Annotated in this window: 26 protein-coding genes, 2 pseudogenes and 1 riboswitch; of the genes and pseudogenes, 9 read left to right on the top strand and 19 right to left on the bottom strand. The window is 36.6% G+C overall.

Annotated elements, in window-relative coordinates; genetic code table 11:
- Positions 1 to 10: 10 nt before the first annotated feature.
- From Q8X41_RS14725 to Q8X41_RS14695, 7 genes are all read right to left on the bottom strand, one after another.
- Positions 11 to 589 (bottom strand): bifunctional adenosylcobinamide kinase/adenosylcobinamide-phosphate guanylyltransferase, encoded by a 579-nt coding sequence (locus tag Q8X41_RS14725; protein WP_397537013.1) that lies wholly within the window; start codon positions 587 to 589, stop codon positions 11 to 13.
- Positions 562 to 1,650 carry a pyridoxal phosphate-dependent aminotransferase gene (locus Q8X41_RS14720; protein ID WP_397537012.1) on the bottom strand — a complete coding sequence of 363 codons (1,089 nt, stop codon included), beginning with the start codon at positions 1,648 to 1,650 and terminating at the stop codon, positions 562 to 564. The genes Q8X41_RS14725 and Q8X41_RS14720 overlap by 28 nt, the downstream gene beginning before the upstream one ends.
- Positions 1,637 to 2,593 (bottom strand): adenosylcobinamide-phosphate synthase CbiB, encoded by a 957-nt coding sequence (gene cbiB, locus Q8X41_RS14715; protein WP_397537011.1) that lies wholly within the window; start codon positions 2,591 to 2,593, stop codon positions 1,637 to 1,639. The genes Q8X41_RS14720 and cbiB overlap by 14 nt, the downstream gene beginning before the upstream one ends.
- Position 2,594: 1 nt before the next feature.
- Complete coding sequence (locus tag Q8X41_RS14710; protein ID WP_397537010.1) at positions 2,595 to 4,070, bottom strand: adenosylcobinamide amidohydrolase; 1,476 nt, start codon at positions 4,068 to 4,070, stop codon at positions 2,595 to 2,597.
- Positions 4,071 to 4,074: 4 nt separating this feature from the next.
- A complete protein-coding gene (locus Q8X41_RS14705) occupies positions 4,075 to 5,070 on the bottom strand; it encodes a FecCD family ABC transporter permease (protein WP_397537009.1) in 996 nt (331 codons plus the stop codon).
- Complete coding sequence (locus Q8X41_RS14700) at positions 5,067 to 6,038, bottom strand: ABC transporter substrate-binding protein (RefSeq protein WP_397537008.1); 972 nt, start codon at positions 6,036 to 6,038, stop codon at positions 5,067 to 5,069. Before Q8X41_RS14700 ends, Q8X41_RS14705 begins: the two co-directional genes overlap by 4 nt.
- A 100-nt stretch (positions 6,039 to 6,138) precedes the next feature.
- A riboswitch (cobalamin riboswitch) is annotated at positions 6,139 to 6,334 on the bottom strand.
- Positions 6,335 to 6,494: 160 nt separating this feature from the next.
- Complete coding sequence (locus Q8X41_RS14695) at positions 6,495 to 7,034, bottom strand: NADPH-dependent FMN reductase (RefSeq protein ID WP_397537007.1); 540 nt, start codon at positions 7,032 to 7,034, stop codon at positions 6,495 to 6,497.
- A gap of 773 nt (positions 7,035 to 7,807) precedes the next feature.
- Here Q8X41_RS14695 and Q8X41_RS14690 point away from each other — a divergent pair.
- Positions 7,808 to 8,185: pseudogene (locus Q8X41_RS14690) on the top strand (DUF4822 domain-containing protein); the annotation flags it as partial.
- A gap of 447 nt (positions 8,186 to 8,632) precedes the next feature.
- Here Q8X41_RS14690 and argS read toward each other — a convergent pair.
- Both argS and Q8X41_RS14680 read right to left on the bottom strand, forming a co-directional pair.
- The gene (argS, locus tag Q8X41_RS14685) at positions 8,633 to 10,300 is read right to left on the bottom strand and encodes an arginine--tRNA ligase (RefSeq protein WP_397537006.1); all 1,668 of its coding nucleotides are present in this window, start codon (positions 10,298 to 10,300) and stop codon (positions 8,633 to 8,635) included.
- Positions 10,297 to 10,737, bottom strand: coding sequence for a DUF1934 domain-containing protein (locus Q8X41_RS14680; RefSeq protein WP_397537005.1), 441 nt, complete (start codon positions 10,735 to 10,737; stop codon positions 10,297 to 10,299). Before Q8X41_RS14680 ends, argS begins: the two co-directional genes overlap by 4 nt.
- A 304-nt stretch (positions 10,738 to 11,041) precedes the next feature.
- Here Q8X41_RS14680 and Q8X41_RS14675 point away from each other — a divergent pair, with 304 nt between their 5' ends.
- Positions 11,042 to 12,043, top strand: a complete 1,002-nt coding sequence (locus Q8X41_RS14675) for a GGDEF domain-containing protein (RefSeq protein WP_397537004.1) — start codon at positions 11,042 to 11,044, stop codon at positions 12,041 to 12,043.
- A gap of 278 nt (positions 12,044 to 12,321) precedes the next feature.
- Entirely contained in the window at positions 12,322 to 14,376 is a 2,055-nt protein-coding gene (locus Q8X41_RS14670; protein ID WP_397537003.1) for a transglycosylase domain-containing protein, read from the top strand.
- A gap of 356 nt (positions 14,377 to 14,732) precedes the next feature.
- On the opposite strand, the gene Q8X41_RS14665 is transcribed toward Q8X41_RS14670, so the two are convergent.
- Complete coding sequence (locus tag Q8X41_RS14665; RefSeq protein WP_397537002.1) at positions 14,733 to 15,245, bottom strand: YwhD family protein; 513 nt, start codon at positions 15,243 to 15,245, stop codon at positions 14,733 to 14,735.
- Between the two features lie 67 nt (positions 15,246 to 15,312).
- Here Q8X41_RS14665 and Q8X41_RS14660 point away from each other — a divergent pair, with 67 nt between their 5' ends.
- On the top strand, positions 15,313 to 15,498 hold the full coding sequence (locus Q8X41_RS14660) for a 2-hydroxymuconate tautomerase (protein ID WP_397537001.1): 186 nt from the start codon (positions 15,313 to 15,315) through the stop codon (positions 15,496 to 15,498).
- A gap of 144 nt (positions 15,499 to 15,642) precedes the next feature.
- Here the strand turns inward: Q8X41_RS14660 and Q8X41_RS14655 are convergent, their stop codons facing one another.
- From Q8X41_RS14655 to Q8X41_RS14645, 3 genes are all read right to left on the bottom strand, one after another.
- On the bottom strand, positions 15,643 to 16,149 hold the full coding sequence (locus Q8X41_RS14655; protein ID WP_397537000.1) for a YwgA family protein: 507 nt from the start codon (positions 16,147 to 16,149) through the stop codon (positions 15,643 to 15,645).
- A gap of 24 nt (positions 16,150 to 16,173) precedes the next feature.
- Complete coding sequence (locus Q8X41_RS14650) at positions 16,174 to 17,472, bottom strand: HD domain-containing protein (RefSeq protein ID WP_397536999.1); 1,299 nt, start codon at positions 17,470 to 17,472, stop codon at positions 16,174 to 16,176.
- Between the two features lie 252 nt (positions 17,473 to 17,724).
- Positions 17,725 to 17,985, bottom strand: a complete 261-nt coding sequence (locus Q8X41_RS14645; protein WP_397536998.1) for a DUF1450 domain-containing protein — start codon at positions 17,983 to 17,985, stop codon at positions 17,725 to 17,727.
- A gap of 166 nt (positions 17,986 to 18,151) precedes the next feature.
- Between Q8X41_RS14645 and Q8X41_RS14640 the strand changes: the two genes are divergently transcribed.
- A complete protein-coding gene (locus tag Q8X41_RS14640; protein WP_397540280.1) occupies positions 18,152 to 18,796 on the top strand; it encodes an RsfA family transcriptional regulator in 645 nt (214 codons plus the stop codon).
- 236 nt (positions 18,797 to 19,032) lie between these two features.
- On the opposite strand, the gene Q8X41_RS14635 is transcribed toward Q8X41_RS14640, so the two are convergent.
- Positions 19,033 to 19,866, bottom strand: coding sequence for a biotin/lipoate A/B protein ligase family protein (locus tag Q8X41_RS14635; RefSeq protein WP_397536997.1), 834 nt, complete (start codon positions 19,864 to 19,866; stop codon positions 19,033 to 19,035).
- A 165-nt stretch (positions 19,867 to 20,031) separates the two neighbouring features.
- On the opposite strand from Q8X41_RS14635, the gene hemQ reads away from it, so the two are divergent.
- The gene (gene hemQ / locus Q8X41_RS14630) at positions 20,032 to 20,799 is read left to right on the top strand and encodes a hydrogen peroxide-dependent heme synthase (RefSeq protein WP_397536996.1); all 768 of its coding nucleotides are present in this window, start codon (positions 20,032 to 20,034) and stop codon (positions 20,797 to 20,799) included.
- Positions 20,800 to 20,846: 47 nt separating this feature from the next.
- Here the strand turns inward: hemQ and Q8X41_RS14625 are convergent, their stop codons facing one another.
- On the bottom strand, positions 20,847 to 21,611 hold the full coding sequence (locus tag Q8X41_RS14625; protein ID WP_397536995.1) for an HAD-IIB family hydrolase: 765 nt from the start codon (positions 21,609 to 21,611) through the stop codon (positions 20,847 to 20,849).
- A gap of 276 nt (positions 21,612 to 21,887) precedes the next feature.
- On the opposite strand from Q8X41_RS14625, the pseudogene Q8X41_RS14620 reads away from it, so the two are divergent.
- A pseudogene (locus Q8X41_RS14620) lies at positions 21,888 to 22,130 on the top strand (cell wall hydrolase); the annotation flags it as partial.
- A 20-nt stretch (positions 22,131 to 22,150) separates the two neighbouring features.
- Positions 22,151 to 22,531 carry a spore coat protein GerQ gene (locus Q8X41_RS14615; protein WP_397536994.1) on the top strand — a complete coding sequence of 127 codons (381 nt, stop codon included), beginning with the start codon at positions 22,151 to 22,153 and terminating at the stop codon, positions 22,529 to 22,531.
- 112 nt (positions 22,532 to 22,643) lie between these two features.
- On the opposite strand, the gene Q8X41_RS14610 is transcribed toward Q8X41_RS14615, so the two are convergent.
- The 4 genes from Q8X41_RS14610 to Q8X41_RS14595 form a co-directional block, all read right to left on the bottom strand.
- Positions 22,644 to 23,024, bottom strand: a complete 381-nt coding sequence (locus tag Q8X41_RS14610; RefSeq protein WP_397540279.1) for a DUF423 domain-containing protein — start codon at positions 23,022 to 23,024, stop codon at positions 22,644 to 22,646.
- A gap of 17 nt (positions 23,025 to 23,041) precedes the next feature.
- Positions 23,042 to 23,332, bottom strand: coding sequence for a YwdI family protein (locus Q8X41_RS14605; protein ID WP_397536993.1), 291 nt, complete (start codon positions 23,330 to 23,332; stop codon positions 23,042 to 23,044).
- Positions 23,333 to 23,638: 306 nt separating this feature from the next.
- Positions 23,639 to 24,316: a uracil-DNA glycosylase gene (locus Q8X41_RS14600; RefSeq protein ID WP_397536992.1), complete on the bottom strand. Its 678-nt coding sequence runs from the start codon at positions 24,314 to 24,316 to the stop codon at positions 23,639 to 23,641.
- 6 nt (positions 24,317 to 24,322) lie between these two features.
- Positions 24,323 to 25,066, bottom strand: a complete 744-nt coding sequence (locus Q8X41_RS14595) for a DUF4230 domain-containing protein (RefSeq protein WP_397536991.1) — start codon at positions 25,064 to 25,066, stop codon at positions 24,323 to 24,325.
- Between the two features lie 155 nt (positions 25,067 to 25,221).
- On the opposite strand from Q8X41_RS14595, the gene Q8X41_RS14590 reads away from it, so the two are divergent.
- On the top strand, positions 25,222 to 25,491 hold the full coding sequence (locus Q8X41_RS14590) for a hypothetical protein (protein WP_397536990.1): 270 nt from the start codon (positions 25,222 to 25,224) through the stop codon (positions 25,489 to 25,491).
- Positions 25,492 to 25,609 lie beyond the last annotated feature (118 nt).

The raw sequence follows: 25,609 nt of genomic DNA, 5'->3' as shown, positions 1-25,609 counted from the left end.
ACCTCCTTTTCTATTTCCATTGATGAACATGGCCATACTCAATTTCAATGGCTTGTGTTGCTTGTTTTATAAACCATTGATGGAGATTTCCTAAATGTCTTTGATACAGTTGTACTTCCTGGTTACTTGATATGGGTTCATCAAGCACTTCATTGGAAACAATGACAATCGGAATTTGCAAAGAATGTAATTGTAAAATAGTATTCTTCATATCATGAATACGTTGCTCCAGCTTCTCGGGCCGTTGCCAATTACAAATGCCTGTTTCAAAGCCTTCATAAAATTCATTAGTTAACCAAGTTGTGACACAATCCCATAGCATCACGTCTCCAGGTTGAATAAGAGGTAGCAATTTTCTCAGATTCGTTGGTTGTTCAAACGTAACCCAATTTAGTTGTTGTTTTTGTCTATCAAATTGATGTCTCGCTATTCGCTTTTTCATTTCATCATCAAACCCTACCCCGGTCGCAACATAAACAAGTCGTTTCGCGTGGTTCATATCGGCTAATTGTCGTAATTGTTGTTCAGCATAAGCACTTTTGCCACTTCGTACGCCACCAGTTATAAAGATGAGCTGTGTTTCAGCCATGAAGTCATCCCCTTCTGTAAAGCCTTCATTGCTTGTTCCTTCTTCATCCCTACTCTAAACCATTCACCATTCATACCACGAAAATTTTCCGTATGACGAAGGACAAATCCTTTTTGGAGCATCGCATGAAAGAATTCTTTTGAATATTGTGGTATCGGTATTTGAAAACTAACATAGTTCGTAACACTGTTTGTTGTCTTACAGCCTAGTTGTTGTAAAAAAGCAGTGAATTCTTCTCTACTTTTCTGTGCATAACGAATAGCTTGATCTCGATATTCATTTTCTTCCAAACATCCTGCACCAATAACAGCTGCTAATCCGTTAATATGCCAATGGGATGTTTTTCTTTGTAAATTTTCAATAATGCTTGGTGATGCAATCATATAGCCTAATCTCACACCGGCAATAGCGTACATTTTTGTCATAGAACGTACAATGATAACATGTGGATTGTCTTCTAAATAGGGAATCATCGATGCGTCTTCATCAATCCAATCGATAAATGCTTCATCTAAAACAATATGACAATTTGCCTTTTTCCCTTCTGTTATGAGCAAAAGAAGCTGTTCTATTGGCGGCAATACACCTGTTGGATTATTTGGCGTACATAAATACAAGACATCCGCCTGTTGCATCTCTTCAATTATTTGGTTGATTGGGAGTTGCCACGTTACGATCTCTTCAACTTCAAGATGAATAATTTCTACATCGTTTGCTGATAAAGTAGCTTCATACTCTGAAAAAGTCGGGTGAATAAGAATAGCACGCTTTTTTTGAAACATTGAAGCAAGTAATGAAAAAATTTCCGCAGCCCCGTTACCAAGCAAAACTTGATTAACGCGAACGCCATGGTATTTTGCTACAGCTGACAAAAATGGTTGCCCCTGTGGATCTGGATACTGTGCAACAAGATGCTGTAAATCATCCCAATTCTGCCTAATAAATTCCGGCGGTCCTGCAGGGTTAACATTTTCACTAAAATCAATGATTTGTCCGGGTTTTTCAATAGAAAGCTTTTCATATAAAAGATGCGGATTGGCACCATGATTAGGTAACGACAATGAGAATTCCTCCTATGATTACGCCTGTAAGCCAAAACAATGTTGTTACAGCATGCATTTGTTCAATGGCTATTTTAATATGTCTTGGTGCAAGCTCTGTTTCTGGCTCTCCCATTTTTGCTCGTTCAGAAATTACACCTTTATAGCTATTCGTACCACCTAATTGAATGCCAAGTTGGTAAGCCGTTGCTGCTTCTAAAAATCCACTATTCGGGCTTGGATGCTTTTTAGCGTCTCTTAACCAACCTTTCAAACGATGAGAAAATGGCTGTGTCGATTCTTTTTTCGTCCCAATCAACATGAGAAAGCCTGTTATTCTACTTGGTATGTAATTAAAAATGTCATCTGTATGTGCAGCAACAAATCCAAAGTCCCCGTATTTTTCATTTTTATAAGCAACCATGGAGTCGAGTGTATTCACTGCTTTGTACATCCAGATTCCTGTCGCCCCAAAGAGAAATGCCCAAAACAAAGGTGCTGTTACACCATCACTCGTATTCTCAGAAACTGTTTCGACAACACCTCTCGTTACTTCTGGTACAGAGAGCTTTTCGGTATCTCGGCCAACAATCCAAGATAGCTTCTCACGTGCCTCGTTCAAATTTCCTTCTACAAGCGGGGTATAAACATCCGTTGCTGCTTGTTGTAAGCTCTTTTGTGCAAGCGCCACAGCAATCATCACACTTTCAACTAGAATGCCGAAAATTGTTCCTACTGTATATGCAGCAATAACAATTAAATAAGCTACAATTGTTGTGATACCAACAACTACTATAACAAGTAGAAGTCCCTTCATCCTACGAAACTTTCCAATGTTTAATCGTTTTGTTAACCACTGAATTGTATTACCAATCCATCTTATAGGATGAGGCATTTTAGGTGGATCTCCAATTAATCGATCAAGAATTACCCCAAGTGAGCAAGCAATTAAATGTGCTAACATGTTATAGTATTCCTTTCGCACGTTTGTACTCTTGTAATGCAATACGTGTTGTTTCAAATACACCGTGGCCAATGAGCTTTCCAATTCCTGTTATGGTTCCTGCATATTCAAAGAACGGTTCTTTTTGTGTAGCAGCAATGAGCACACTATCTGTTGACGTTCCAGTAGCAACCGTATTTGAAATAGTATCTCTTATATCTTCGATTACTAATGCTTTCGTTTTTGCTTCTGTTGCCGTAATCATCGCTTGCATAAAGGATTCATCCGTAAGAGTACCATTAATGAAAACCCATGTATTGATTGTTCCTATATGTGGTTTTTCCGGACGTTCATAGGCTTTTGATACATCAACCGCATTTCCAACACCTGCGGTTACTGCAACAACAATACTACCTATAGTAGAAGAAAACTCCCGAATAACTACATACTTCGCGGCAACTGCTGTCATCATTGCAACTGTGTTAGAAGGTGAAAAACCGTGTTTCTCTAAATATTGCTTTAATTCTTCATGCGCATCTTCACACATATATTTGATATCTACGGCACGATTAATAAAAGCCTGGAACCATCCAAATCCAGCATTATGAACTGCAGATGATACAGTTTTTAATGGAAATGATGTTTGTAACTCAACAAATTCATCACGCACTTTAATTTGCTCGGCTGTAATAGAAATCGCCTTTTGTATATCCTTATGTGGTTTCGGTATTAACGTAATTTGTGGTTTCGGTAACACTGGATGTGGATAATTTGACACTTCCGTACGATAAACATCCCTAATATGTTTTTCCTTTAATACTTCATGTGGTTCACCTTCTGAATAAATTTGCCCGTCCTCAAGTAAGATCAACTGATCACAATAGAGTGAGGCTAAATTTATATCATGAAAAATAGAAACAACCGTCAGACCATTATGTACAACTTCATGCCGAATCATATCCATCAATCTTCTTTGATGTTCGATATCTAAATGATTTGTTGGTTCGTCTAATAGTAACAAATCTGAGCGCTGTGCTAATGCTTGTGCAACAAAGGTTCGTTGCTGCTCTCCACCAGAAAGAAACTCTAAATTTTGATTTTCATATTGAGCAATACCTGTTTGTTGCATTGCTTCTGTGACTGCTTCTTCATCCTCTTTTGACCATGTTGAAAACCAGCTACTTTGATGTGGGTAACGACCAATTGATACTGTTTCACGAACAGAATGTGAAAAAGCATGAGCATGCAATTGCGGCAACACCGCCATTTTACGCGCTAATTCCTTTGTGGAATAATCTTCTAGGTTTATACCATCAATTTGAACAGTTCCAGAAGTAGCAGGCAAAATCCCGCTTATCACTTTGATCAGAGTGGACTTTCCACTACCATTCGGTCCTAGAATCCCGATAAACTTCCCCTTATCAACTGTAAACGAAATATCTTTTACAATTGGCTTCTTGGAATCATAACCACCACTAAGTTGTTTTACAGCAAGCATACTATTACGCCCCCTTCATTCTGCGTTGACGGAAGAAAATATAAGCAAAAACTGGTGCTCCAATAAACGATGTAATCACACCGATTGGTAATTCTGTAGGTGCAATAACTGTTCGTGCTATCAAATCACATAGAATAAGTAACGATGCACCATTAATAAAAGATAATGGAATTAAATGACGATGATCTGTTCCAAATAAAAGTCGTGTTATATGTGGCACAACTAAACCAACAAAACCAATCGTGCCAGATACTGCTACAGCAGAGCCCGTTAACATGGAACCACCGAGTAATAGCATCCACTTACTTCTCTTCACATTTACACCTAAATATTTTGCTCGTTCTTCACCAAACAACATGGCATTCAGTTCACGTCGATTAAGCCATAATAGAATTGTTCCGAATGTAATAAACGGCCAGATCATTTTGACATATGGCCATCCTCTCATCGATACACTACCCATTAACCAATTAATAATTTGGCGAAGTTCTTCTCCTGTTAAGGCAATCATCAATGATATCACGGAACTTAAAAAAGAACTCACAATAATCCCTGTTAAGATAAGAGTTTCCATTTTCATCGTACGATCGACTAATTTAGCAAAACCTAAAACAACAAACATTGCAAAGAGAGCCCCTATCATGCTGAAAGTTGGTAATGTGAAAATACCTAAAATAGGGGTTGAAATACTGAAAAAGAGCGTCATCACGGCGCCTACTGAGGCACCTGATGACACTCCTAACGTGTATGGATCTGCAAGTGGATTTTTTAACAATCCTTGAAAAGCTGCTCCTGCAACGGCTAATGCTGCTCCAACAAGTCCTGCTAAAACTACTCTAGGCATTCGAATGTTCCATAAAATATTCGTTGCTGTTTCATCCACTCCAATATTCCATAACGTACTGATCGGCACCTTTACGGAACCAACGGAAATACCGAGCACAATGCTTACCAAAAGAATGGCAATGGCTACGATATATCCGACTATGATCTTTTTCACTTAAATGCCTCTGGGTAAACAGCCTTCGCTACTTCCTCTAACCCTTCAGCAAGGCGAGGACCTGTACGAGCTGTTAAATTTTGATCTACTTTCACAACTGCGTTATTTTTAACAGCTGTAATACTGTCAAAGCCTTGACGTTGTTTTACTTTCTCTACGATATTCGGAAAATATTTTTCATCTTCCATTACAATAATAGTATCTGGATTACGTTTGACAATTTGTTCTGGATCGATTTTGAACCAACCTGATTGATCATCCACAACATTTTTGATATTTGCTAGGTCAAAGATTTCTTGCATAAATGTACCCTTACCAGCTGTGTAAATTTCTGGTTCACCGGATGTTTCTACAAAAGCAGTACGTTGTTTAACATTCGCTACTTTATCTTGTACTTCTTTTACTTTCACTTTCATACCAGCAACGATTTGATCCGCTTTTTGTGGTTGATTTGTAATTTGTCCCAATTGTTTAATCGTATCATATGTTTCTTCAAAACTTGCCGCATTTTTTACTACAAAAACGGTAATTCCTGCATCTTTCAATTGTTGTAATCCTGATTCAACCATTTTTGCACTCGATTCATGTGCAAATACGACATCTGGTTTTAAACTTAAAACTTTTTCAACATTGAACTCCATATCGCCGACTTTTTCTTTTTTAGTAGCAGCTTTTGGATAATCATCGTTATCACTTACACCAACGATTTTGTCGTCTAAACCTAGTGCGAATAAGATTTCTGTATTACTTGGGATCAGTGATACGATTTTTTTCGGTTCTTCTTTAAATTCTACCTCATTCCCAAGCGCATCTTTTACTGTCATAGGGTATGTAGCTGTTTTGTCTGTAGTTTGAGTAGTCTTTTCACTTTTTCCAGTTGATAATTTTTGAGTTTCGCTTTGATTGCATCCAACAAGTAGAACAAACGCCATTGTTAGTAAGAAACCCAGTTGCCAAATTTTTTTCACAAAAATTCCTCCTCCATAAAAAATGCCTCTCGTATTTTTCGAGAGGCATCATGATTCCAGTATATTCAAGTACACTAGCACCCACTCTATCCTCGTAGTTATTTGGTGATCTGAGTTCGGCAGGTATCCTGGCTTGTGTTCATCGCGCATCGTGCCTTCCCAAAAAATCATTTCTTTTTAGTGGCCGTTTACGAGTTGCTCACACTTACAGTGGCGGGACCGCATCGGATTTTCACCGATTTCCCTTTTCACTCAACATTTGGTATATGTCGAGAACCGTACTTCTTTTATATTGAATTGTTTATCATTATACCGAATATTTGGTTTTTGTGAAAGATAAGTTTGGGCAATTGTTTTTTCTCTAGCATTTGAAATAAAAATTTACCATATAAAATAAACAGCAGTAAGCTTCTCTTCTAGGAGATTTTACTGCTGTTCACGATTATCATGTATAAATTAATAGTGTTTCATCCACTCTAAAAAGCTACCAGCTATTTTATCTAAAAATTGAACCGTTCCTTCTTCTGTTATATTTCCTGAATCATCAAATTTCGTGTGCGCAGCCCCAATATATACATCATTGCCTATTAGTATTGGAGATGATAATCCTATTGAAAATAAAATGTCGCGTAAATGCATTTGTGCTTTCGCAGTTCCCAATACTCCCATCGAAGCCCCCATAATCCAAGAAGGTTTGCCAATCATGACTTGATCTACTCGTGATAGCCAATCGATTGCATTACCCAACACCCCCGGAATGGACCCATTATACTCTGGTGTTACCCAAAGTACCGCATCGGCAGCTTTTACCTTCGCTTTAAAATCTACAACAGATTGCGGTGGATCATTTTCGTTATCTTGATTGTACATAGGTAAATCATTTAAAGTTAAGACTTCCATGTCAAATTTATCTGCATTATGTTTTTTTACAAATTCAGCTAGTTTTTTGTTATATGAGTCTTTTCGGATACTACCTACAATTGCAACAACTTTCATAATGATTCCTCCCAAAATAGAATTCACCATATCATTCTCTTTTTTATATTTTTTATACCTCGTTCATGATTGATCATTTTGGAGTTACTTTTTGGAAGGTAGCACTTTAATCAATTTCATGGGTGCTTTTCTAGTTAAAAAATACGAATATTTTCTAAATAAACAATTCAATAATTAGGATAATATTTCATTTTTAGTATTTACTTATAACTCCGCTTCAGATCGCGCTTTCCGCGGGCGAGCGTTGAGCCTCCTCGGAAGCCCGTACCGTGCTTCACTGCGGGGTCTCACCTGTCTCGCTTTCCCGCAGGACATTGAATGAGCTTCCCTGTATTCGCACCGCACGAAGGAAATGCGAATGCATTTTCGAGGACTCGCCATCTTCCGCTCATAGGCAATGTTCTAATAGATATGGCATATAACAAAGGCTCATATAATGTTCATTTTTTATCAGCTCTTTGAATGATGAAATTGATTCTATATTGATATTTTCAATTCATTACAACTCAGGCTGGGATTATCACCGCCTGATCAAAGAGGTTGAATGAGAAGTATTAAAAGTCTATAAATTGGTAACATTGGTACTAGTAGTAAATTAAGGAGGATGAAATATGAAAAAAGTATTGATGGTGCTTGTCCTAGTAAATATGTTAATTTTATCTGCTTGTCAATGGCAAGGATTCGGTAAACAAGATCTTACTACAGGTAGTGAAAATGGAACAAAAATACCCGTTAATTCAGAAGTAAGGGGTAATGAAGAATCATCGTTAAATAAAGGCGTAAAAATTGCAAAGATTCTCGGAAGTACAACTTGGCAAGGAACAAAAGTATATGATAAAAATGGTAATGATTTAACACAACAGAATCCAAACTTTATAGCCCTTGCAAAATATGACGATAAAACGTCGAGATACGAATTCTATGATAAAACATCAAAAGAGAGTCGCGATAACGGAAATTTCTTTATCACGAATAGTGGGAAATTTCGTATTCTCAAATCTAAATCTAAAGGAACACAAAGCGTTGTAGAGTTAACAGAAGTAACTGAGGAGAAATACACTTATAAAAGAATGGGGAAAGATGCAAACGGAAATGATGTAGAAGTTTTCGTGGAACATATACCTTATACTGAAGGTAAACTTGCTTTTTCTGATTCAGAATAAACATTTGAGGAAATTATATTATCCAAAATAAAAGGACATTACATAACTAAATATGTAATGTCCTTTCTTATATTTCCGGAACAGTTGCTTCGCAGGGATGCGGGAGCGGTCGACGTTGCCACAGGAAGTGGCGAAATTAGCCGAACTTCCCTTCATAAGCTGAACGAGCGTCCTCATCACTTAGCTTATCCGGCTTCGGACGCTAGCTTTTCGGACCAGATAACCCTCCTCGGACGGGGCAAAAAGCGCCCCTCTGTCGGAGGAACATTTGGCCGATAAAGCTGATTGAGCGTCCTCATCACTTACAACGATATCCAGCTTCTCACACCAGCCCCTCGAGGTCGCTTCAGTCCTTCGGTCGAAAGCTGAAAAGCGCTTTCGATTCAGGCCTTCCAGCGCTTGTCGGGGCTAAACCGGCGCGTTCAGCATTTAAGTTTACATTTTTTCTGGTGCAGAAACTCCGATTAGTTTTAGTGCATTTGCGATTGTTGTACGGACAGCTGTGATTAGAGCAAGGCGTGCTTCAGAGCGGTCTTTGTTGTCTGCATCTAGAACTTTTTCTGCGTTGTAGAAGCTGTGGAATGTTGCTGCTAATTCTTGGATGTAGTTTGCAATACGGTGTGGTGCGCGTACGCGTGCTGCATCTGCTACGACTTGTGGGAAGTCACCGACTTTTTTCAATACTTCAATATCTTTTTCTGATGATAATGTGTCAAGATGTTCAGTTGAAGGTGCAAGCCCTTTTTCTGATGCTTGACGTAAGATTGAACTAATACGTGCGTGTGCATATTGTGCATAGTATACTGGGTTTTCATTTGATTGTTTAACAGCCAAATCTAAATCGAAATCTAAGTGCGAATCGCCAGCACGCATTGCAAAATTGTAGCGTACTGCATCTAATCCTACTTCTTCTACCAGTTCACGTAATGTTACTGCATTGCCTGTACGTTTAGACATTTTGACCTTTTCACCATCACGAAGAAGGTTAACCATTTGGATTACTTCTACTTCTAATGTGTCGCGGTCATATCCAAGTGCTTCGATAGCTGCTTTCATACGTGGGATGTAACCGTGGTGGTCTGCTCCCCAAATATTGATTAGTTTATCAAAGCCACGACGTAATTTATCTTCATGGTATGCGATATCTGGTGTTAGATAAGTGTAAGAACCATCTGATTTGATGAGTACGCGGTCTTTATCATCACCAAATGTAGTAGAACGGAACCAAGTTGCACCATCTAGTTCAAACACATGACCGTTGTCTTTTAGTTTTTGAAGTGCAATTTGTACCTTGCCTTCTTTATATAAAGAAGTTTCAGAGAACCATACATCGAAATCTACACGGAAGTCTTTTAAGTCTTTTTGAAGTTTACCGAATTCGTGTTTTAAACCATGTTCACGGAAGAATTCAAAACGTTCTTCATCCGATTTTTCTAATACATCTTTGCCAAATTCTTTAGATAATTCTTGTGCAATTACGATGATATCTTTGCCATGGTAGCCGTCTTCAGGCATATTAGATTCTAAACCTAGTGCTTCACGGTAGCGTGCTTCTAGTGATTTTGCCAATTTTGTAATTTGGTTACCAGCATCATTGATATAGTATTCACGAGATACATTGTAACCTGCAAAATCTAAAACATTACATAGAGAATCACCAACAGATGCCCCACGCGCATGACCTAAATGTAGATCGCCAGTAGGGTTTGCAGATACGAATTCAACTTGGACTTTTTCTTCTTTACCAGCATTGGTACGGCCATAATCTAAGCCTTGATTAAGAACAGTTGTTACGACTTCAGCTAAATAATCCTTGCGTAAAGTGATATTCATGAATCCTGGGCCTGCGATTTCTATTTTTTCAATATTTGTACCTTCTGTATCAAGGCTTTCTAAAATAGCTTCTGCGATAGCACGCGGTGGTTTTTTTGCTAATTTTGTAAGTTGCATCGCAATATTTGTTGCGTAGTCACCGTTTTCTTTATTTCTTGGTGTTTCTAAGTGAATGTTCAATGCACTTGTATCTTCTACAAGTTCTGCTTTTTGAATCGCTGCAACAAGCGCTTCTTTAACGACTTGTTGAACTTGTTCTACTGCATTCATTTATTTCCCTCCGTATAGTTCAGTTCTAAAGCATAGTCTCCGACAGATTGTCCGCCGATTAGTAGTTCATATTGCAAATAAAATCGACCGCTTTGTAAAGATTCGGACGGTTCGAATTTCATCTCTTTCGTTAGAGTAACGATTGGTAATTGTCCATATTCACTATTGTAGTGACCCTTTTGTGCTTGTCCAAGTACAAATGGCATGCGCATTTTAATATCTCCATTGCGGATGATAATGGCATCTTCTTGACCAAATCGTAGAGTCGTTTGCATGTGCTTTCCTTCTTGTACTTCTTCATATCGCAGATAAATTTGATTACGTTTTTGCATAATCGTACCCTCAGACCATAGTTCATACTGCTCGGGCTTTGTATCTTGTTGTGTAATGGTAGTTATTATTTTTAATTTTACGGGTGCTGTAAGTGCATCTGACATTTTACGACGCCTCCGTTTTCTTCTTAATATAACCTTTTTATTATAGGATAGGATTACACTTATTTTCAAGATACAACATTCTATTAGATGCTTATTATTTCTATAAATTATAGATAATAATACGTTTAATATTGTTTTTTTGCCAAAAGATGGGTTATTTTCTAAGAGCGTTGTTTAATGAATGCTATAATATATGTATTAATTGGTGGTGGTTTCGATTATTCTTGATTATATTATCAATTTCTCGCTTTTATTTACTTTTGTCATCTTTTTTCATTTTGTATATGAATACCTTGAACAATACATGGACGAATATACAAATTTACACCCTTGGGTTGTTGGGGTAGCATCTGCTATCACTGGTTTACTGTTAATGGAAACTTCAATTCATTTTAGCAATGGTGTGATAGACGATGTACGAAACGTTATTATTTTAATTTCCGGATTAGTAGGTGGCCCTATTTCAATGGTCGTTTCCTCTTTTCTTATCGGTTTATTTCGAATATATGTATTGGGTATTTCAACGACTTCCATTATCGCCGGCTTAAACACAATGCTTATGGGTCTAATCCTTTTTTTATTAACTAGATGGAAACCTATTTCGTATCGTAATATGCATTATTATTTAGCTTATACTATTGTGCAATTCGGTATAGGAATTGCTTTTTTAAGCACGGATCCGGATAGTCGACTTCTTGGGATTATCACATTAGTCGTTACTTCAATCCCTGCCTTCTATATAACCGTTTTTGTTCTAAACCTATTTAGAAAACAATTTGAAAGAATTCGTTTAATAGAAAAGTTAGCAGATACTGATTATTTAACAGATTTACCTAATAGTCGAAAGTTTAAAAGTATACTAGAGGAATTTATTGAAAACGATGAAAATTTCACTTTGCTTTTAATCGATATTGACCATTTTCGAAATGTTAACTTGACTTATGGACATCTTGTAGGGGACGAGATTTTAAAACAAATTGGACAGTATTTAAAACAATTTGTTCGGGAACATGAAGGTGCGGATACTGCACGAATTAGTGGTGAAGAATTTTATGTAACTTGTAAGCAAGCTGCTCCCGCTTTTGGTTTGCATTATGCTCATGAAATAAGCAAACTTATTTCTCAAAATCCCTACTTCATTTCTGACGGACATAAAATTCCAATTACCGTATCTATCGGCATTGCTAACTTCCCTGATAACGGGAAAAGTATTTCAGAACTTGTAACAGCAACAGACCAGGCTTTGATGCAAGCAACCTCACAAGGTAAAAACCAAATTATTCATTATAATAATATTCACACTTAGATTTAATGATAGATGTCGATTACCAAATGGTAATTGGCATCTTTTTTATTTTATTTAAGCTTGATTATGGTCATTTCATCATCTCCCGCTTGGAGTCCAAGCACTCACTTCGCGTGAAGAACATTTGACCGACAAAGTTAACGGGCGTGTTTAGCTTTTATTCTATCCAACTTCACACGTGTTCCGCTTTTATTTGTCAAATTTCGTTTTTTTCTTCCGTTTAGTTTATCCAAACACTTCACATACTAGATTCTAGCAATAAGAAAGGAAGCGATTGAATGAACCGAGCTGAATATCATCGGCAGCGGAAAAAGAAGCTAAGACTACGGCAAATAATAGTTTGGGTTATTGTGTGCGGCTCAGCATTTGCAACCGCTCTGTTCTCACTCCGCATATATGCTCAAATTACAGGAGCTCCTTCCTTAACTGTCCCGAAAGCAACTATTTTCTTAGATGCAAATGGAGATCAAATAGGAGATAAGTTTTCACAGCAAAGACGCTACTGGGTAGGGCTTGATGAAATTTCTCCCTTCGTAACCGAAGCACTTATCGCTACGGAGGACCAGAATTTTTATAATCATCATGGGTTTGACTACACTCGTATTGCGGGAGCTTTACTAAAAGACTTAAAAGCTATGGGAAAAGTAGAAGGTGCCAGTACAATTACACAACAGTATGCAAGGAACTTGTATCTTTCACATGATAAAACATGGCTAAGAAAAGTAAATGAAGCCCTATATGCCTATCGTTTAGAAACTTTTTACGATAAAGATAAAATACTTGAAGGTTACTTAAATACGGTTTACTTTGGGCATGGGATGTATGGAGTTGAGGCAGCAAGCAGGTATTACTTTGCTAAATCTGCAAAAGATTTAACGCTTGGAGAAGCAGCCTCATTAATTGCAATACCAAAAGGCCCTAGTATTTACTCGCCACTTGCTAATGAAGAAAAAAATCATGGAAGACAACAACTTATATTATCAATAATGCAAAAACAAAATATGATATCAAAAGATGCAAAGGAACGCGCACAACAAGAAAAACTAACTTTCAAATATGATGAATGGGACAATGAAAAATCGAATGCACCATACTTTATCGATACAGTATGGGCAGAAGCTCAAAAAATATTAGAGAAGAGTGGCCGAAGAATTGAAGAAGGTGGATGGACCATTCAAACAACTTTAAATCCTTATCATCAACAAGCAGCTGAAGCAGCAATTGAAAAAAATCTACCTAAATCAGGACTTGAGGTTGGTTTTGTCAGCATGGATCCGAAAACTGGTTATATTACAGCATTAGTTGGCGGAAGTCAGTATGTTAAAAGTCCATTTAATCGTGCTATACAAGCTAAAAGACAACCTGGTTCAGCTATTAAACCATTCTTGTATGCTACTGCTTTAGAAAATAATTTCTCACCTTTAACATTTATGAATACAGAACAAACCATCTTCACATATGATGGTGGACGCTCTGAATACGAGCCCAAAAATGTAAATGGAAAATTTGCAAATCATCCATTATCAATGGCACAAGCTATTGCGATTTCAGACAATATTTATGCAGTTAAAACGTTTGAAGAAGTTGGCTATCGTAAATTCAAACAAATGTTAGATCGTTTTGGTATAGGCCAAACTGTACAAAATACACCATCGGTAGCTTTAGGCACAACGGAAGTTTCCTTAAAAGATATTACTTCTGCATATAATACTATCGCTGCAGGTGGGGTTAAGAGAACTCCTATTACCGTTTTATCTATCAAAGATGTAGATGGCAAAGTTATTTACAAATTAGATAAACATAAAGAATCAAAAAGAATATTGAAAAAAGACGATGCATTCATTTTGACACAATTAATGACAGGCATGTTCGACCCTGTATTTAATGATTATGCTCCTGCAACGGGCATTAGCCTTCGAAACAAACAAACAAGACCGTATGCTGCAAAATCTGGAACAACTCTTACAGATCAAATGATGATTGGGTTCTCTCCTTCATTAACAGCTGGTGTTTGGAATGGTTACGATCAAGGAAAACAAATGACAAGCGATGCAGATAGTCGTGCTACGAAGCAAATTTGGATTGACTTTATGGAAAAAGCGCAAAAAGATATGGCTAGTGAACCTTTTATCGCGCCAAATGGAGTTGAAGCAGCAATCGTCGATGTAGAAACAGGTGGTATTGCAACAAAAAGCTGTAGTAGACAACGAGTTGTTTATCTAAAGAAAAAAGATGTTCCAAAGAAAAAATGTACAGATCCAACCATATTAAAAGATTTAACGAAAGATACTGATGAATCGTGGAGTCTATTTCCGTTTTCGTTCTTTGAATAATTTTTAACAAATTAAAGCTTTGCCTTCAGTGTGTTTGACTGTTGGCAAAGCCTTTTATATTAACCCTATTTACTAATGAGCATCATAACATCACACCCTAAATAAAAAGCTTCCAATCCAACAGAGTCCGTTATCCGTTGGAGTGAAAGCTTTTTTGCTTACTGAAATGTGAGAATCATGGAGCATTAGGCTTGGTCCTTTACAAAATGCCACATAACACTTCTGCAAATTCTATAAGCATTTGTCCTAGCTCACTTTTGTAAGCTTTATTTCAAGTTTACTTCCTTTCCATGATAGTTTCAACTATGTATTGAAAAGGCTTAGAAAATGTCACAGATAATTCAAGGAATTAAGTTCTAAAAACCTAATTCTGTACGTAGTTTAGCATCACTTTGTTGCCACATATCTTGGTTAAAGTTCGTTAAAAATTCCCCTAACACCTGTTTGGAAGAGGCATCCATGTGATCTACGATAATGTGTCGTTTCATCGATTTATCCATTTTATTAACATGGTCTGCCAAAATTTTATAACCACGACGCTTTTCTCGATTAACTACCATTTCACATGCTGTAACGCCAGCATAGTATGCACCCTCTGGCTTTTGTTCAATTGTAACCCATACTAACCAATAAGGTTTTCCGCCTTCTGAATCAGCACGATCCGTTGTGAATTTAATACCACGTTCTACTGCACTACGAGCATGCATAGCGCCGATATCAACTTCTGCTGTCTTTTCTTCAATATCGATAATAACCGGTGAAACATTTTCAAGTGATAGTGAACCGATACCAAATCCTTTGTGACCATCTGTCGGATTGTTTTTTATAATTGTAAATTCCATTTTTTTAGGTTTTTCTTCATTTGCCATTCGCTAAATCCCTCCGTTCTGTTATTATAACGAATATACACTATATTTTACACGAGGAGGACTTAGAATGCCTGTAGTTACTATTAAAATGATTGAAGGTCGTACAGACGAACAAAAACATAATCTAGTTGAAAAAGTAACAGAAGCCATTTCAGAAACTGTCAATGCTCCAAAAGAAAATGTAACAATTATCATTGAAGAAATGAAAAAAGAACACTATGCTATCGGTGGCGTTCGAAAAAGCGAACAATAATAAAAGCATTTTGGATTTATATCGTATACAAAAAGCCACATATAAGTATGTGGCTTAGCCTGTAGATGAACTAGAAAAATTATAGTTTGTCTACAGGTTATTTTATTTTAAGATGATCAAACTACACTTTTATTGATCAAAAAATCAGTTGACTTTAAATTGGGAAAGTGTGCCGATTATTTCAAAAGCGTCATCCATTTCTTGTTCTGTAAAATTTAATTTCCCTTTTACGACATGTATCTTTTCAATTTGTTCATTTTTAGGTAATTCATCAAAGTACAACAATGTTGATACAAGCTCTAAGAATCTTGCACTTTTATTATTCAATATGTCAACAATTTGACCTAAATTTTGTTGCTCCTCGCACAAAGCATTGGAAAAGTCTTCCCCTTTATCTGTTACCTTATAACAATATTGAACATATGAACCCTTGTCCTCCATTTGCTCTGTTAAAAAGCCCATCGTACATAGTTCTTCCACGCGTAATGTTAACTCTTCTGAATAAGGACCATAGATGTGAAAATGATATTTTTCATGGAATGGAAATTGCATTTTCTTTGCAATATAAACCATCTTTTGTAATTTTTTACGACCAGTGACTTGTTTTGCTAACGACACAAATTGTACAACTTTTGCGTGTTCTTCTAGCACATTTTTTCTCCTCCCTGAGAAGATTTATCCTCTCAACACATTTAGTATTTGTTTTCGTAATGTTTTTTGTTTTCCGTTTTGTAGTAATGCATCTTCTGGAAAATATAATTTATGATCTGATCGACGTTTACCTGAGACCGCATCAACAATTTCAGAACAACGAGATAATTCTTTAATGTCTCCATTAGGCATTAATAATTGTATAGGCACACGTTCTTCCTCTTCACCCGGACGATAGAAATCATACGGTAAATCAGATATTGAATCATGCACTAAATAATATTTAGGATTCATCCCCGCTTGGATAAATAAATCTTCCAAATCCCTTAGCTTTTCATATTCATTTGCCGGATCGAATTCAATGTATTTAAATAGCTTTCTATTGATAAAACGGCGACTTAAATCACTTAATATCGGATCATTTTCTTTTGTCCACATTTGGAAATAGGTCAATAGAATACTTTCATCTAGTGAAATATAATCTTCCAACTCAATTTCGTTATTAAAAAATGCCTTAAAATGAGTAGGTTCTTGGATAAATTTATAATTCTCTTTGCTTAATTCTTTTGCACGGTGAAGGATTTTGGTTAAAATTACTTCTGCACTTCGAGATACAGGGTGGAAATAAACTTGCCAGTACATTTGATAGCGACTCATAATATAATCTTCAACAGCATGCATACCACTCGATTTAATCACTACTTGTTCTTCTTGCGGACGCATAACACGCAGTATTCTTTCCATATCAAAGTGACCATAGCTAACGCCTGTAAAATACGCATCTCTTTGTAAATAATCCATGCGGTCTGCATCAATTTGACTGGATATCATACTGACAACTTGTTTGTTTGCATATGTTTTGGCAACGACATCTGAAACCTTTTGCGGGAAATCAGGTGCAACACGAGTTAATACTTCATTTACCTCTGTGTTCCCCTTGATAATCGCTCTTGTAAATTCTTCATGGTCTAGGTCAAAAACATGTTCAAATGCATGCGAAAATGGACCATGACCTAAATCATGTAATAAAGCTGCACATAGTACGACTAAACGTTCGCTTTCATCCCATTCTGTTCTACCCTTGAACACATCATCCACCATTCGACGTACAATTTCATAAACTCCTAAAGAATGACTAAACCGACTGTGTTCTGCTCCATGGAAAACTAAATAAGTTGTCCCAAGTTGTTTAATACGACGCAAACGTTGAAATTCTCTTGTACTGATCAAATCCCAAATTACTTGGTCTCGGACATGTATATAGCGATGGACTGGATCTTTAAACACTTTTTCTTCTGCTAATTTTTTTGTCGCATAACTCAAATTTGGCACCTCCGCTCACTCTCTTAAAAAGTTTCATGATGTACTATATTTTTTCATTATAAATGAAAAAACCACCTTATTAAAAGGTGGAAAAAGTCGTGTTATGAAGAATTTTTTGATACGTTTCTATTAATCCAGATTTAGACGCTAGTACTTCGAATCATTTCAGTTCCTCGTTTGAAACCGGAAAAACGTTTTGATTCGGGACTTCTAATGATTTTCTAGTCTCAATGAGCATTCTCCACTTTTAGATTAAATTTTTTCTTGATAACTCTCAGGTAATTTGTGTTGTGATTTCAATTTGGCGATAATTTTAGGCATTAACTCTTCTTCTGTATGTGCTGCACATGGACGATTATTGACGATTGTGAATGTTTTACGAAGTCCAGGACCACAATAAGATTGGCATTTAATATCTATCGTTGCATCAGGATCTATTGCCTTCAGCTTTGGAATTAATGTTTTTAAATTAACGGCCTGACATTCATCGCAAACACGAAATTCGTTTGCCATCTTGTCTACAACCCTTTCTATATCTCAGTTTAAAGTCTATGTAATAGTGTATCGTATTTTCTATCTTTCATTCAAGACATAATACTCACAAAACTATTATAAGTTTATGAATAAAAAAGATAAAAACTGTCTACGCTAATCCTATGAATCATATAGGAGGTTTAAAATAATGAAAACAAGACAAGATGCTTGGTTACATGAAAACGATGAATTATTAGCTGAAGCTGTATTACGTCATGTTAAAGAAGGGAGTACACAACTTACCGCTTTTGAAGAAGCAGGTGATGCGTTGAATCGTACTGCTGCTGCTTGCGGTTTCCGTTGGAATGCAGTGGTTCGTAAAAACTATGAGAAAGAACTTTCTCTTGCAAAAAAAGAGCGTAAGGAAAGAATGCGTATTTACGGTACGTCAGCTCGTAGAAGAACAGCTGGACTCTATTTACTACCAAATGAAAAACATCCTGAAGTAACGCGTACGATTCCACTTTCTGCAATGTCAATTGATCTTGTAATAGCATACTTAATGCGTTTACAACAAAGTGATTTTCACGATGAAGAAGTGACAAGATGGCGTCATTTAGCAAATATAGCAAACGACAAAGCATCAAGATTAGAAAAAGAAGTACTCCGTTTAGAGAAAGAACATCGTAATATGAAAAAAGATTACGATCAATTTATGCACGTAATGAACCGCGCAAGACGTTTAATGACACTTGGCACAGAAGATGAACATATTGCACCTGTTTTTACAATGGAGCGAAATGGAAATCTTGTTAAAAAAGATGATGCATCTGTAGGTGTTGAGGAATGAATGAAAAAACCTGATTGCTAAACTTAAAGGTTTAGCAATCAGGTTTTTTTGCGTTCTCCGGTTACTCTTCACAAAAAGGTTTCCAAAAGAAGCTTTTGAACAATCTCTTTAGAATGCTATTTTAATGGGTACTGTTTTTTCAATATTAACAATCATATATTAACAGCGCATTATAAAAAATTAAATAGCAAATTTCCCGGGAAATCGACAGCATGAGAGAAATAATACCGAAGGAATTAATCTTTTGACAGCATAGATTGATTTCTGTCGAGAACTCTTTTTAAATAAAATGTATATAAATCCAATTCATCTGCTTGCAATGTACCTATTTTTAGTTCATCACATAGAGTTGCTAATAATTGTTGTAATTCTATTACGGTTTGCTGCACAGTTAGTTGCTCATCAAGCAGTTCACATAGTGAAGCCATTACTTCTGGGTGAATATCAGGATATTTAAACTTCGTTTCTTCTCCCTGCAAACTAACCTTATAGAAATCTCGTACAAGTTCTGCTCTTTCTACTCCGCTTCCCTCAATACAAAGATAGATTTGTACCGCAATTCCTTGACGCAAACGTCGTTGTGAAATCCCTGCAAACTTCCTTCCACCAATACTTAAATCATACGAACCTGGGCAATATGAACCCACAATTTCATATGCTTCAATTTTATCCGCAGCTTGAGGAAATAATCGCTTAATTAACTCAACCATAATATCGTAACCTGCATTAATATCAACTTTATTCTCTCGTTCAGATAAAACAATTGAAATGTTCAATACCCCTGGGTCTAATACGACAGCTAGCCCCCCTGAATTACGTACAATGGGTGTAAACCCTCTCTTTGTTAATAATTCCATCCCTTCTTGTATATGTGGTAAACGGTGATCTTGAATACCAAGAACAACCGATTCATCATGAACCCACGTTCTAATGGTGGATGGTGATTGACCTTGACCTACTAATTGGCATAGTGTATCATCTGCCGCAAATGATTCTAATGGCGAATGACCTTTTCCACTTACAGATTGATCCCAAAAACGCCAAACTGATTGTTGTAAATAATCCTTCATCGTTCATTCTCCTGAATTAATTTTATGTTGGTATGATAAGCATACATGATTTAGCCAAATATCTCATGTCAAATTCATGAAACTAAAGCGTTCTAGATACTTCTACTACGCATTTATGTTAAAATCAAAGTGAATGATTCTCAATAAAAGGGAGTGTCCACACTTATGATCGAAGCAGCACAAACACTAGATGGCTGGTACGTATTACATGATTTCCGTTCAATCGATTGGGCTTCTTGGAAATTAGTTTCTGAAGAAGAACGTCAAGCAGCAGTTGATGAATTTATCAATTATCTAGAAAAAATTAACGAAGCTGATATTGCGAAAACTGGTAGTCATGCTTTCTACTCTATTCTGGGTCAAAAAGCAGACTTCATGTTAATGACGATGCGCGAAACAATGGAAGAACTACAAGATCTTGAAAACGAATTCAACAAATTAGCTATTGCTGATTTTACAATTCCTACTTATTCTTATGTATCTGTAGTTGAACTTTCTAACTACTTAGCCGGAAAGCAATCTGGTGATGAACCGGCAGAAGATCCATATCAAAACCCACATATTCGTGCACGTTTATATCCTGAACTACCACGTTGGGAACATATTTGCTTCTACCCTATGGATAAACGTCGTCAAAAAGGCGCTAACTGGTACATGATGGAAATGGATGCACGTCGTGAATTAATGCGTTCTCACGGTTTAATTGGCCGCAGTTATGCAGGTAAAGTAAAGCAAATCATCTCAGGTTCTATCGGTTTTGATGATCATGAATGGGGCGTTACATTATTTGCCCATGACGTATTAGAATTTAAAAAATTAATCTACGAAATGCGCTTTGATGAAGTTTCAGCTCGCTACGCTGACTTCGGTGAATTCTTCGTTGGCAACATTATGGATAACGAAAAATTAGTAAAATTCTTAGCTGTTAAATAATGAATGAAAAAGTCCAGCACCCTTTTAACAAGGGGAGCTGGATTTTTTTAATACGCAAATCGCTTATCTAATTCCGCAAGCTTTTCAATAATATTTTCTTCTATTAATGTATCATCTTCAATACTTTCATCCGCATAGTGTGATAACAGGGGATGTTGTCCAATCATAACACTATGTTGAGCATTTTCGAACATCGTTACATCATTCGCATCATTGCCGAAAGCAATATATTTTCCTTTTCGGACCCCTAGTTTTTGTAGAGCACTCCATTTATGAATTCCACATGGGCTAATATCTAACATACCCTCTTGATGATGAGTATGTATAATAACATCTAATTTCTCCAATTTTTTTCGTAAACCCATCATATTATATGAAGTCAGAATAGCTATCTTAACGATATGTTCTAACTTATCTAATGGTCTATTGACTGCCAGTTTTTTGGTGTCTAAATTTTTTAAAATAGAGTGATCTGCTGATCCTGTATAGGAATAATCCCATTCACTATCGATTAAATATGTGGCATGGTATTCTGCCATTAGTCTTTTTATGTGCTCTAGGGTAATAACATCAAACTCGGCATTTTGCTTCACATTTCCATTCTTACATATTAAAGACCCATTGCCACCTATCATCTTATAGCCATGGAATCTTTTATGTAATACTGGCAGCATATCGCGAATCGGACGAGCAGAAGCAAAAATCACCTCATGACCTTTTTCTGTTAAGTGCTCTAAACTATATAAAATAGACTCAGCAACAGGCTTACCACCAAAACAAATCGTACCATCTAAATCAAAAACAAACTGCATATGAACGAACACTTCTTTCTGTATTATTACATCGATTACATTCTGACCCTACTTGAAAGTATACAAAAAAATCCATCTTTTTTCTTTCTAGTCACATTTGAAGGGACGTTTCATTTTTAAAATTATTTCCCTAGTCCCGACAAATTTATACACATATTATGGTTCTTATTTTCTTGAATTTTCATATATAAAGAAGAGGAGGTTATGTGATGCCTGTTGTGAAATTAACTCCAAGAGAACTGGATCTATTAGCTAGACTCATTGGGAAGAGGCTGAATGGTCTTTCAAAGTCCTGGTAGCTTTGAAGCAACTACCAAGGGTTACTTTTACCAACGAGCGAGGGATTCAGATTGGAAATTGCCCAGCGTGTGATTAATGGTGAACGTTTCCACCCCTCTACCCTAGCTTTTCTGCCTTGAAGGTGATTGCCCAGATAACTGGTATGGTCAATTGAACACAGGCCGCTTTATAGCCCATTGCTTCTTTACCCCATCAGTAGAGGATAGCCCACAAGTATAATAATTTGAAAGGAAGATGTTATGGTTCAATATTATTGGACACCCAATTATCCTACTGTTACACCGTCTTATCCTAGTGGTACACCATTTCCAACTGGTACTACACAAGTGCCTCCTGGGCAACCTGGAACAAATCCAGCCTTCCCGGCAAGAGAGCAATCATTCATTGAAAATATTTTACGTTTAAATCGCGGAAAACCAGGGAATTTCCACTTTTCTTTCGAACATGCAGTATCTCCTTCTGGAAACACCCTTACTGTAAGAGGCGTTGTTGAAGCTGCAGGACGAGATCATGTTATTTTACGAGAACTCAAAACGAATCATCGATTTCTCTTCCCAATGATTTACTTTGACTATGCAGAATATGACGAGCAAATGAATTACTTCCCCCAAACCCCATAAACTTAAAAATGCCCTGTGTTTATCAAAAAACACAAGGCATTTTTAAGTTTTCTATCAAGTTTCATGCTCCAGTGTTTAGTTTTTTCTTTAGAGCGAGTTTTACTTTAATAATTTATTTACCAATTTTTAGAGCAGCTATAATAACCAATACCCAAGCGATTAAAAATAATACGCCTCCAATTGGTGTAATAGCACCTAATACTTTAATTTGAGTAATAGCTAACACATAAAGACTACCTGAGAACAAAATAACACCTATGAACATCAGAATACCTGCACGTGACAATAGTGAGCTTGGACCAATTAAACCTTTACTCATTAAAATACCTATTACAATTAATCCAATGGCGTGGAACATTTGATATTGGACACCTGTCTCCCAAACCTTAGCATAATGTTCTGTTAATACATTTTTTAATGCATGTGCACCGAATGCACCAAATGCAACTGCTAGAAATGCGTATACAGCGCCTGCAATAATATTAAATTTCATCACTTTCACTTTCCCTTCTAGAAGTCAAAAATAGAATCCCCATTTGCATCCTCTTCTTCAAGCTTGTTTGGTGTTAAAGTGTGAGCCAACTGTGTTGAAGTTTGCTGTGGTAGCTCATGTACCGTATTTGTCATCTTTTTTGGGATACTATGATTAGAGGATGATTGTTGTGCTTTGTTATGTAGTGCCACATCACATAACGCACGTATGGCTGAAAGTTCTTCACGCATTTGTGCCTCATTTCTTACTGTTTGTGCTCGTGATACGTGTTTTGCTAATTCCGCTATAACCGTTTCATACGAAATCATTGTCTATCCCCTCTCTTTCTGCTCAAACTTCAAACAATCCATTCCTGATGAATTTTTTACGATAACCGATGGAACCGCTTTGCTTTTGAATTGATAGGCACGACACCCTCTAGGATTTTGCTGATCCCAAGTTACAAAAAAATGTTTGCATTTAAAACAACTCTGTTGCATGTTATGTTACGTCCCCTCGTCTAATCCTATTCAACTATAACGCCTGAACAAACGGGCTCCACTTTTAATACAACTTTACCATGCTTAAAAGATGACGTGAAGTGTTAAAGCTTAAACGTTTATCGTGGTATTCTCCTATTTTGTCAAATCAAAATCAATTGTTTGCTCTCCCCATTCGATAAGCTGACTGTTAATTTTAGAATAAGGACCGCTACCAAAGAACCCACGATAAGCACTTAGAGGGCTTGGATGCGGCGCTTTAATAATTGCATGGCGACTTGCATCAATAAGACGTTCTTTTTGCTGAGCAGGTCTTCCCCATAGCACAAAAACTATCGGTTCCTTTCGTTCTGATAGTTTTTGTATAACTGTATCTGTAAATACTTCCCAACCATGATCTTTATGTGAATGGGCTTGGTGAGCACGAACTGTTAGTACCGTGTTTAATAACAGCACTCCTTGCTCGGCCCATTTGATTAATGTACCATCGAGTGGGATATCGTATCCTAAATCATCATGTAATTCTTTGAACATATTTTGCAGACTTGGGGGATGTGGTACGCCTGGCTTCACTGAAAAACTCATCCCATGTGCCTGGCCTGGTCCATGATAAGGATCCTGTCCTAATATGACCACCTTCACTTTATGGTAAGGCGTATAGCGAAATGCACTCCACATATCTTCCATCGCCGGATAAACGGTTTCCTTAAAATATTCCTGCTTCAAAAACTCTCGTAACTGTAAATAATATGGTTTATTAAATTCTGCACCAAGTACATCTTGCCAATCATTATCAAAAATAATCTTCGTCAATCTAAACTACTCCTTAAATTTAACTGTTACATCATATCCTACTAAAGAAAACATATTCGCTACTGAATTTTCAGCATTTTTCTCTGCTGTTTTAAGTACACCTTGAGTTGTTGCTTCCTCAATCATTTGTTTTTTTGCATCTGCTGCTAGACTATAAGCTTCTTTTATATCTGGTTTACTCCGAAAAAGTCCTTCGCTAGAGAAAACTTGTACCTTATTAAAGTTAATTTCTGGTTGACCTAAAATTTTAGCGGCGGGTAAAGTAATCGTAGCTGTTTTATGCTTCTCATTAATATCAATGTTTTTTTCGGTTACACCTGAAAAGTCAACTCCAGCCTTTACCCCACCTGGAATAACGACCAATAGCTCACGTTTTGTTCCTGGAATATCCACGCCAATTTCTTTCCCAAATAACTCATTATTTTCACGTTCAATCATGACCTTCGTATAAGCCTCTGCAGTTGTTAGTTCATTGAGATTTTGAATTCGTTCAACGAGTGAACCCTTTTGTTCTGCGAAACTATTCCCCTGTAATAGTTTCCATGTGACAAAAGGTAAGATCAAAACCGCTAATATAATAATAATCGCTGCCCATGTATACCAATTCTTAAATAGACCGATTAATAAATTATTTCTAAAACGTATACGAGAGCGAGAGCCTGTTGCAGCTTCCATGATTGTCGCTGCTTGCTGTTCCTCCATATGAAAGTCTTTTAGCACTTTTTCTAGATCCTTGTTTTTTCTTGTCATAGACTTCCCTCTTTTCCTTCTAACATTATACCTTTCTATTACACTACTTAAAGATATTGTAGCGATAAAATAGACCTTTTGTCGAAATGTAAGGTTACACAAAAATATTTCTTTTTATGACCAAAATCATTTACGATACTACTGGAGGGATTCAAATGGCAAACTTACAGTTGAAAGAAAAATTAAAAAAAGTTATGGAAACAACGGAAAGTGGAAAATACGTACCTGACAAAGCAAAGTCAGTAGGTATGTGCTTCTTTTATTTATTTTTTGCAATTACCATTGTTGTGCTACTATTTTTTGTGATTGGTATGTTCCAACAAAATCATTATGTTGCTGCTAGTTTTCTAGCCATCATCAGTATCGGTTGCCTACTCTTTTTGTGGAAAGTTATTCGTGCAGATTCTCTTGAAAACAAAAACTGACCACATTAATTTTATGATTTTTGACTATTTTATTCTAGCCAGTTCAGTACATATAATAAAAGTTAATCGAAATATAAAAATGTGGCTTATTATTAAGCCTTAAATGGATAACCTATAT

Source organism: Rummeliibacillus pycnus, from assembly GCF_044359855.1.
GTDB lineage: Bacteria > Bacillota > Bacilli > Bacillales_A > Planococcaceae > Rummeliibacillus > Rummeliibacillus pycnus_A.
This window is presented reverse-complemented; position numbering and strand designations above follow the sequence as displayed.

Coding starts and splice junctions, on each gene's coding strand:
- Q8X41_RS14665 (WP_397537002.1), bottom strand. CDS start 15,245: ATGGCAAATGAAGAAAAACCTAAAAAAATGGAATTTACAATTATAAAA.
- Q8X41_RS14695 (WP_397537007.1), bottom strand. CDS start 7,034: ATGAAAGTTGTTGCAATTGTAGGTAGTATCCGAAAAGACTCATATAAC.
- hemQ (WP_397536996.1), top strand. CDS start 20,032: ATGATCGAAGCAGCACAAACACTAGATGGCTGGTACGTATTACATGAT.
- Q8X41_RS14675 (WP_397537004.1), top strand. CDS start 11,042: ATGGACGAATATACAAATTTACACCCTTGGGTTGTTGGGGTAGCATCT.
- Q8X41_RS14610 (WP_397540279.1), bottom strand. CDS start 23,024: ATGAAATTTAATATTATTGCAGGCGCTGTATACGCATTTCTAGCAGTT.
- Q8X41_RS14590 (WP_397536990.1), top strand. CDS start 25,222: ATGGCAAACTTACAGTTGAAAGAAAAATTAAAAAAAGTTATGGAAACA.
- Q8X41_RS14625 (WP_397536995.1), bottom strand. CDS start 21,611: ATGCAGTTTGTTTTTGATTTAGATGGTACGATTTGTTTTGGTGGTAAG.
- Q8X41_RS14635 (WP_397536997.1), bottom strand. CDS start 19,866: ATGAAGGATTATTTACAACAATCAGTTTGGCGTTTTTGGGATCAATCT.
- cbiB (WP_397537011.1), bottom strand. CDS start 2,593: ATGTTAGCACATTTAATTGCTTGCTCACTTGGGGTAATTCTTGATCGA.
- Q8X41_RS14680 (WP_397537005.1), bottom strand. CDS start 10,737: ATGTCAGATGCACTTACAGCACCCGTAAAATTAAAAATAATAACTACC.
- Q8X41_RS14725 (WP_397537013.1), bottom strand. CDS start 589: ATGGCTGAAACACAGCTCATCTTTATAACTGGTGGCGTACGAAGTGGC.
- Q8X41_RS14605 (WP_397536993.1), bottom strand. CDS start 23,332: ATGATTTCGTATGAAACGGTTATAGCGGAATTAGCAAAACACGTATCA.
- Q8X41_RS14660 (WP_397537001.1), top strand. CDS start 15,313: ATGCCTGTAGTTACTATTAAAATGATTGAAGGTCGTACAGACGAACAA.
- Q8X41_RS14645 (WP_397536998.1), bottom strand. CDS start 17,985: ATGGCAAACGAATTTCGTGTTTGCGATGAATGTCAGGCCGTTAATTTA.
- argS (WP_397537006.1), bottom strand. CDS start 10,300: ATGAATGCAGTAGAACAAGTTCAACAAGTCGTTAAAGAAGCGCTTGTT.
- Q8X41_RS14595 (WP_397536991.1), bottom strand. CDS start 25,066: ATGACAAGAAAAAACAAGGATCTAGAAAAAGTGCTAAAAGACTTTCAT.
- Q8X41_RS14710 (WP_397537010.1), bottom strand. CDS start 4,070: ATGCTTGCTGTAAAACAACTTAGTGGTGGTTATGATTCCAAGAAGCCA.
- Q8X41_RS14615 (WP_397536994.1), top strand. CDS start 22,151: ATGGTTCAATATTATTGGACACCCAATTATCCTACTGTTACACCGTCT.
- Q8X41_RS14670 (WP_397537003.1), top strand. CDS start 12,322: ATGAACCGAGCTGAATATCATCGGCAGCGGAAAAAGAAGCTAAGACTA.